The organism is Bacillus norwichensis (assembly GCF_014836955.1).
Taxonomy (GTDB): domain Bacteria; phylum Bacillota; class Bacilli; order Bacillales; family Bacillaceae_C; genus Siminovitchia; species Siminovitchia norwichensis.
This window is the reverse complement of record NZ_JACSPV010000016.1, coordinates 83,134-90,313: the sequence shown is the minus strand read 5'-3', so window position 1 is coordinate 90,313 and position 7,180 is coordinate 83,134. Positions and strand designations below refer to the sequence as shown.

Here is a 7,180-nt window from a genome sequence, read left to right as displayed (position 1 = left end):
TAAGAATCAGTTTTCATTCTAGACGGTGGCGACGAGAAACGTCGCCCGATTGTTTCCTCTGAAAATCTGTGGCATCCTCCGAAGGCTTTTACTTTATTCAGCCGGGGTTTGAACCCCCACTGAATGGAATACCAATATGCTTTCATCTCACCACTTACAGATGTGGGAGACTTCTGCTGAATAAAGTTAAAAACAAGCGCTGGAGAAGTGGACGTTAAGGTGCCGCGTGATCGGGCTTTGATCCTCAATTGATACCGAAGCGCAAAAAAGACGTGTCCGCCTGAAAACAAGGTAATTTCCATGTATGCACGTGGGATGTCACAACGGGATATTTCTTCAACGATTGAAGAGATCTATGGTTTTTCTGTTTCCCACGAAATGATATCGGATATTACTGATCATGTGCTTCCAGAGTTGGAGGAATGGCAAACGCGTCCGTTAAGCAACTGCTATGCGTTTGTCTTTGTAGATTGCATGTTTACCACCATCCGGAACCAGTATGAATCAAAGAAATATGCCGTCTATACGATCTTAGGCTATACCATGGAAGGCAAGGCCTATGGTTGAACGAGACGGAGAGCAAGCACAAATGGATGCAGATCTTCGATGAAATCAAGGCATGGGGCGTGGAAAACATCTTTTTTCTTTCAATGGATGGAGTCAGTGGGTTAGAGGAAGGTACTAAGGTCATTTTTCCTCAAGTCATCGTATGTAAATTAATGTACTACCCCTTACTTAACTCCACTCTTTACAATGAACTGAATCGTTCGGTTCGCCTAATAATATAATCATCATGGTTCGCTTCTTGCCCTAACTGTCAAAACACCGGCGAACATGTCCTTCCTCTTCTTGATGTTAGGCCGAACCCATTATGATTATATGACTGAACCGCTTATTCACATTACCTCAAATAAATATCTTTATTCTCGAATTTTCGGCTCTAGTCTCGGCACTCCACTATTCAACTATTATCACTTCATACCTAAAAGAAACTTTATACAAATCGGCCCACCTTAACTCATTGATTTGATTTTTTGAACTCAATTCGCTAAGGACAAACAGATTTGTATTTTTTATCTGTCACCTAAGGGAACAGATCAACGTTCCTCTCTGAGGGCTTTTTAGACATTCATAAAACGCCTTCTGATAACCAAACGAACAGTTCCATTGTCAAGGAATAAATGGTTAACCCCTTACATAGACCTATACTAATTGTTTTTAAAAATTTCACACATTACAAAATCCGACAAATTCCTTAGCAAACATATTGTAGTATAATTGTAATAGATTTGTAATATAACTAGCAGATTGCTGGTCGCACAGTAACGGAGGGAAATGTTTATGAGTTCTGTCAATGAACCTATTCAAACAGAAAGGAGCAGCCAATCAAAAAAGCCTTCAAAGCGTAATTTTATCATTATTGGAGCGATCATCATTATCGCTCTCATATTAGCGGGAATGAGCTATTATCAAGCAACCCGGTTCAATTCAAACATTACCATTAACGGCATCAAGGTTGGTGGGCTGACTGCTGATCAGGTAACGGATAAATTAAAAACATCCAAGTTAGCTAACAGGGTTTATATAGGGAAACAATTGATTATAAATAAAAAAGATACCCAGATGGCTTTTACAGATAAGGACCTGCCTAAAGTTAAAAACCTACTGAAAAAGCAGTGGACGTTTTTTCCTTCCAAGAAGGAAAAAGATTATGCGTTAGCACCTGAAAAAACGGATCTCTTCCGAACAGAAACACTAAAAAAACAACTAAAAAAAGAACTCCAATTAATGAATAAGAGCTTACAAGCACCTGTAGATGCTCAAGTGAAATGGGAACAAGGCAAAATTGTCATTTCCGAAAGCAAGGATGGAAAACAATATGACATCGACGCCTTATTAGAGGATTATGAAAAGCAGGTGTATACTAGCGATATCCATTTGGAGCCTATTTTCATACAGCCCATCAAATCGGACAACGCAATTATAAAAGAAAATGAGAAAAAGATGCAGGATTTCATACAGCAATCCATCGAGTATAAGGTACAGGATAAAGTGTACACCTTACAAGCGAAGGAACTAGTTAAAAAGGCATCTGTTTCAAATGATGGGAAGGTATCGGTTACTGAAAGTGACATTCAGAAAAAAATAGATGAAATTAATAAGTCTCAATCAACCTTAAACAAGGATTTTAAATTCAAGACCCATTCAGGCAAGGTCATCTCGGTTAGGGGCCAGGGTTATGGCTGGGCAATAGATGCTGAGAAAGAAACGACAATGCTTGAGAAGGCTTTTGAAAAAGGGAAGGAGTCCATTTCTGCTTCCAATATTTATGGAAACGGATGGGACTATGATGCTATTGGCTATGAAACAACAGCAAACAATGGTATCGGAGATACATACGCTGAAGTATCCATTGCAGATCAGCGTATATGGATTTATAAGAATGGAAAATTGATTGTCTCAACACATGTAGTGACGGGTAAAATGAGCACCAATGAGGGGACGTCACCTGGAGTTTGGTACATTCTCTATAAAGCCTCACCATACACCCTTAGGGGCAGTGCTGTAGGCAATCCTAACTACTCAGTTGATGTTAAATATTGGGCACCGTTTACCAATGATGGACAAGGATTCCACGATGCTGATTGGAGAAAAAACTGGGCTGGCAATGCCTATCTAACAGAAGGTTCGGCAGGCTGTGTTAACACACCTCCGGATGTGATGAAAACCGTATATGAACATCTCAGCACTTATGACCCGGTTATTGTCTATTAAAAAGACGGCTCCTGTACTCCTTAATAGGAAGTACAAGAGCCGTCTTTTTCTCTTTATGACACGCTTTGACTTTTATGCAGCGATACATTCTCAGCCAGACCCAGCGTTTCCGATGTAGAAGTAAGAATTTCTTGGAAAAGCTCTGGGTTTTCAACTAGTGACTGACCATAAGAAGGAATCATTTCTTTTATCTTAGACTCCCACTCTTTTATATGCTGCGGGAAGCATTTTTGCAATACTTCCAACATAACATGAACTGCTGTAGAAGCACCTGGAGAAGCACCAAGCAAAGCAGCGATTGATCCATCAGATGCACTGACCACTTCGGTACCAAATTGAAGGGTGCCCTTACCAGCTTTGGTATCCTTGATGACTTGCACACGCTGGCCTGCTGTTACGACCTCCCAATCCTCGCTTTTAGCACTTGGGATAAACTCACGCAATTCTTCCATACGTTGTTCATTTGATAGCATGACCTGTTGAACCAAGTATTTTGTCAGTGCCATCTCTTTTACGCCTGCCGCCAACATTGTAAGAACATTATTCGGCTTTACAGAACCAATCAAATCAAGGTTTGAGCCTGTTTTTAAGAACTTGGGCGAGAAGCCCGCAAACGGTCCAAACAACAAGGTTTTTTTGTTGTCGATATACCGGGTATCAAGATGTGGTACGGACATTGGTGGAGCACCAACTTTAGCTTTACCATACACTTTCGCATGATGCTGCTCTACAACCTCTGGATTGTTACAGACCAAAAATAGGCCGCTTACTGGAAAGCCTCCGATATGTTTGGATTCAGGAATACCGGTTTTTTGCAGTAAAGGCAAGCTTCCGCCCCCACCACCGATAAAAACAAATTTTGCAGCATGGTACTCACACACATTGCTATCGATATTATGCACTTTCACTCCCCACATGCCATCGCTTGTGCGTTTAATATCTTCAACACTGTGTCTGTAATTAACTTCGACATTTTTAGCCTCTAAGTGATCAAATAACATACGTGTTAGAGCACCAAAGTTAACATCCGTACCAGAGTCGACTTTTGTGGCCGCTATTGGTTCATTCGATGTACGATCTTGCATGATAAGCGGAATCCATTCCTTCAGCTTTTCCGGATCATCAGAAAATTTCATTCCCTGGAATAGAGGACTGCTTGACAATGCCTCAAAACGTTTTTTCAAAAACGTTACATTCTCTTCCCCTTCTACTAAACTCATATGGGGAATTGGCATGATGAAATCGTCCGGATTGCTAATTAGATTGCTCTTAACGAGATAAGACCAAAACTGTCTTGAAAGCTGAAACTGTTCATTCACCTTTATCGCTTTACTGATGTCTACTGATCCGTCCGGCTTCTGGGGCGTGTAATTTAGCTCACAAAGAGCCGAATGGCCCGTACCCGCATTGTTCCATTCGTTGGAGCTTTCTTCTCCAGCTTTTCCGAGTTTCTCAAATACTTTGATTTCCCACTCTGGTGCTAATTCTTTCAACAGAGATCCCAAAGTCGCACTCATGGCTCCGGCGCCAATTAAGATAATGTCTGTTTTTTCATGTATCTTGCCCATTACAACCTTCCTTATCCCTATATTTGCGTAAAAAAGAGTAGTTGTCACAAAAAACAAGGCGCCTCCATAGGAACACACCTTTTCTATACTTAATTATACCTCATACCCTAGTCTATTAAACTTTTTTTCGATAAAAATCATTGCTGTACTATAATAAGTATATCCTATTTAAAGCTAATAAAAAAGAGGGAAGTTTGTCCATAGGAGGCATTGAAACACAAAAAAACCAAGACCTTCGTCGGGTAGAATCAAACTTCGGCTTTCTCTTTGCCAGTGAACTCCTTCAGCGGGCGCTGAGCTCGCACTATTAAAAAAGATGAAGCTTGTCTGTGCCTCGTTAAAGAGTGCCTTTTTGGCCATTCGTAAGGTGCTTCTAGATGAAGTAGGCCAACGCTGAAAAAGTGTTATCAGACTAAAAAAGCACGCCCAAAATTGTCCTGATTAATATGCATTCAATATAAAGAAACCCACAATTCATCCCTGATGCAGAACAAATTGTAGGTCATATTAAAAATTCGCATGTCACATTAGTCAATAGAATAAAGTTTACGCTCTCTTTAACACAAACTGTCTTTATTAGTGAGACAGCTAAAATCAATTAAGTGCATTTGCTTTCGTTTTCCATTAACAGTTCTGGGAAAGCCTTCTTCTTCAAAGCTAGGTTGTGGCCTAAGACATAGAGTTGACCCTTTCCCGGCTTCTTTTATGTCAAATAAGCACGAAGTCTTTTTTCTCTCTTCTTTTCATCTCTTCGTCCACTGTTACAATGGATCGTTCTAATAATTCAGCCACATCCAATGTCTGCACTGTATCCTCCATCTCTTTTGCCTTTACGCCATCACTCAGCATCGTTAAGCAATATGGACAGCCACTGCCAATCACTCCCGGCTTCATTTCCAATGCTTGTTCCGTACGGGCAACATTGATTCGTTCTCCAGCCTTCTCTTCCATCCACATCAACCCGCCACCTGCTCCACAGCACATCGCCGTTTCCCGATTTCTCTCCATCTCGACCAATTTGACGCCAGGAATTCGCTTTAGAACTTCGCGGGCGGGGTCGTACACGTCATTATATCTGCCAAGGTAACACGAGTCGTGGAAAGTGATGGTTTCATTTACTTCCCTGATTGGAGTGATTTTTCCTTCCGTTAAAAGCTCATATAATAGTTCTGTGTGATGATAGACTTCTATGTCAGTCAGGCCAAATTCGGGATATTCATTTTTAAACGTATTGTAAGCATGCGGGTCGATGGTGACGATTTTTTTGACACCATACTTTAGAAACATCTCAATATTTGCCCTTGCCAGCTCTTGGAATAAAAATTCATTCCCCATCCTTCTCGGGGTGTCGCCCGAATTCTTTTCCTTGTTGCCAACAATAGCGAATTTCACTTCCGCAATGTTCAAGATTTTCACAAATGATTGTGCAATTTTCTGGCTTCTTTGATCATAAGAACCCATGGAGCCTACAAAAAATAAATACTCAAATTCTTCTCCTGATTTCTGCAGCTCTTTGACAGTAGGAGCATGAATATCCTCCCTGCCTTCACGCCATTTTTCCCGGTCCTTCCGGTTTAATCCCCACGGATTTCCCTGGCGTTCGATGTTTTGGATGGCTCGTTGGGCATCCGGGTCCATCTTCCCCTCCATTAAGATAAGATGTCTTCGCATATCAATAATTTTATCCACATGTTCGTTCATCACAGGACATTGATCCTCGCAGTTTCGGCATGTAGTACAGGCCCAAATTTCTTCTTCTGTGATCACATCACCTATTAATGAAGTTTCATAGAATGAGCCACTGCCTGTTTCAGCAGATTTTTTTGCCAGCATATTCCCCTGTGTATGACTGAAAGCATAAGCTGGCAGCCACGGAGAAAGAGATGTGACAACTGCTCCCTTTTCTATTAGATGGTCCCGCAATTTAATGATTAAGTCCATGGGGGAAAGCAACTTTCCGGTTCCAGTTGCTGGGCACATATTTGTACAACGACCGCATTCCACACAGGCGTACAAATCGAGCAATTGTTTTTGGTTAAAATTTTCGATTGCTCCCACGCCAAACACTTCCTGAGTCTCATCTTCAAAGTCAATGGAGGAAAGCTTTCCAACCGGATTTGTCCGACCTAGAAATACATTTACAGGCCCTGCAATTAGGTGAAAATGTTTCGACTGCGGAATATAGACTAAAAATGTGAGTAATATGAGTAGATGCATCCACCAAAATACAAAGAATAAAATGGATGCAGCAGTTGGTCCAATACCTGACAATATGTAAGCAACACCTGATGCCATCGGCTCAAATCCAGTTAAAGGTTTATCGAGCCAAATTTTTTCCATCCCTTTTAGACCGATTTTAGAAACCATTAATCCACCGATGAAAATGAGAACAAGGCCTGCTTTCCACCCTCTCTGTAAGCGGACAAGCCTTTCTACATATCGCCGGTAAAAGGCCCACACAGCGGCAATTAAGATCATCACGACAACAATTTCCTGGAAGAATGTAAAGTATGGATAAGTGGCTCCCAAAGGGAGATGAGCTCCTATGGAAAGTCCTTTTATTAATACATCCAGAGCACTGAACTGAACGAGCAGAAATCCATAAAAAAACATGAAATGGATCATACCGCTCTTTTTATCTTTTAGAACTTTTTTCTGACCGAATACATTTACTATGACAGCTTGGATACGTTCTTTCAGTTTATGGTTAAACTCTACTTTTTTTCCTAGCTTAATGAATTCATAACGAGTTTTTAACAGTGTGATAAAAAGGTAAGTCCCGTATCCTGTTACAGCTAAAAATAAAAACCAGTTAAGTAAAACTAGGTAGTTCATTT

The 7,180-nt window shown here is 40.8% G+C and carries 3 protein-coding genes and 1 pseudogene; 2 read left to right on the top strand and 2 right to left on the bottom strand.

The window, feature by feature from the left end; translation table 11 throughout:
* Positions 1-186 precede the first annotated feature (186 nt).
* Positions 187-752: pseudogene (locus H9631_RS11145) on the top strand (IS256 family transposase); the annotation flags it as partial.
* 589 nt (positions 753-1,341) lie between these two features.
* Positions 1,342-2,775 carry a L,D-transpeptidase family protein gene (locus H9631_RS11140; RefSeq protein ID WP_404801734.1) on the top strand — a complete coding sequence of 478 codons (1,434 nt, stop codon included), beginning with the start codon at positions 1,342-1,344 and terminating at the stop codon, positions 2,773-2,775.
* A 53-nt stretch (positions 2,776-2,828) separates the two neighbouring features.
* Here the strand turns inward: H9631_RS11140 and H9631_RS11135 are convergent, their stop codons facing one another.
* On the bottom strand, positions 2,829-4,391 hold the full coding sequence (locus H9631_RS11135) for a malate:quinone oxidoreductase (RefSeq protein ID WP_318246801.1): 1,563 nt from the start codon (positions 4,389-4,391) through the stop codon (positions 2,829-2,831).
* Positions 4,392-5,051: 660 nt separating this feature from the next.
* Positions 5,052-7,178, bottom strand: a complete 2,127-nt coding sequence (locus H9631_RS11130) for a heterodisulfide reductase-related iron-sulfur binding cluster (RefSeq protein WP_191812777.1) — start codon at positions 7,176-7,178, stop codon at positions 5,052-5,054.
* Between the last annotated feature and the right edge of the window lie 2 nt (positions 7,179-7,180).

Excerpts from the sequence above, each read along its gene's own strand:
- H9631_RS11140 (WP_404801734.1), top strand. The coding sequence starts at position 1,342 with ATGAGTTCTGTCAATGAACCTATTCAAACAGAAAGGAGCAGCCAATCA.
- H9631_RS11130 (WP_191812777.1), bottom strand. The coding sequence starts at position 7,178 with ATGAACTACCTAGTTTTACTTAACTGGTTTTTATTTTTAGCTGTAACA.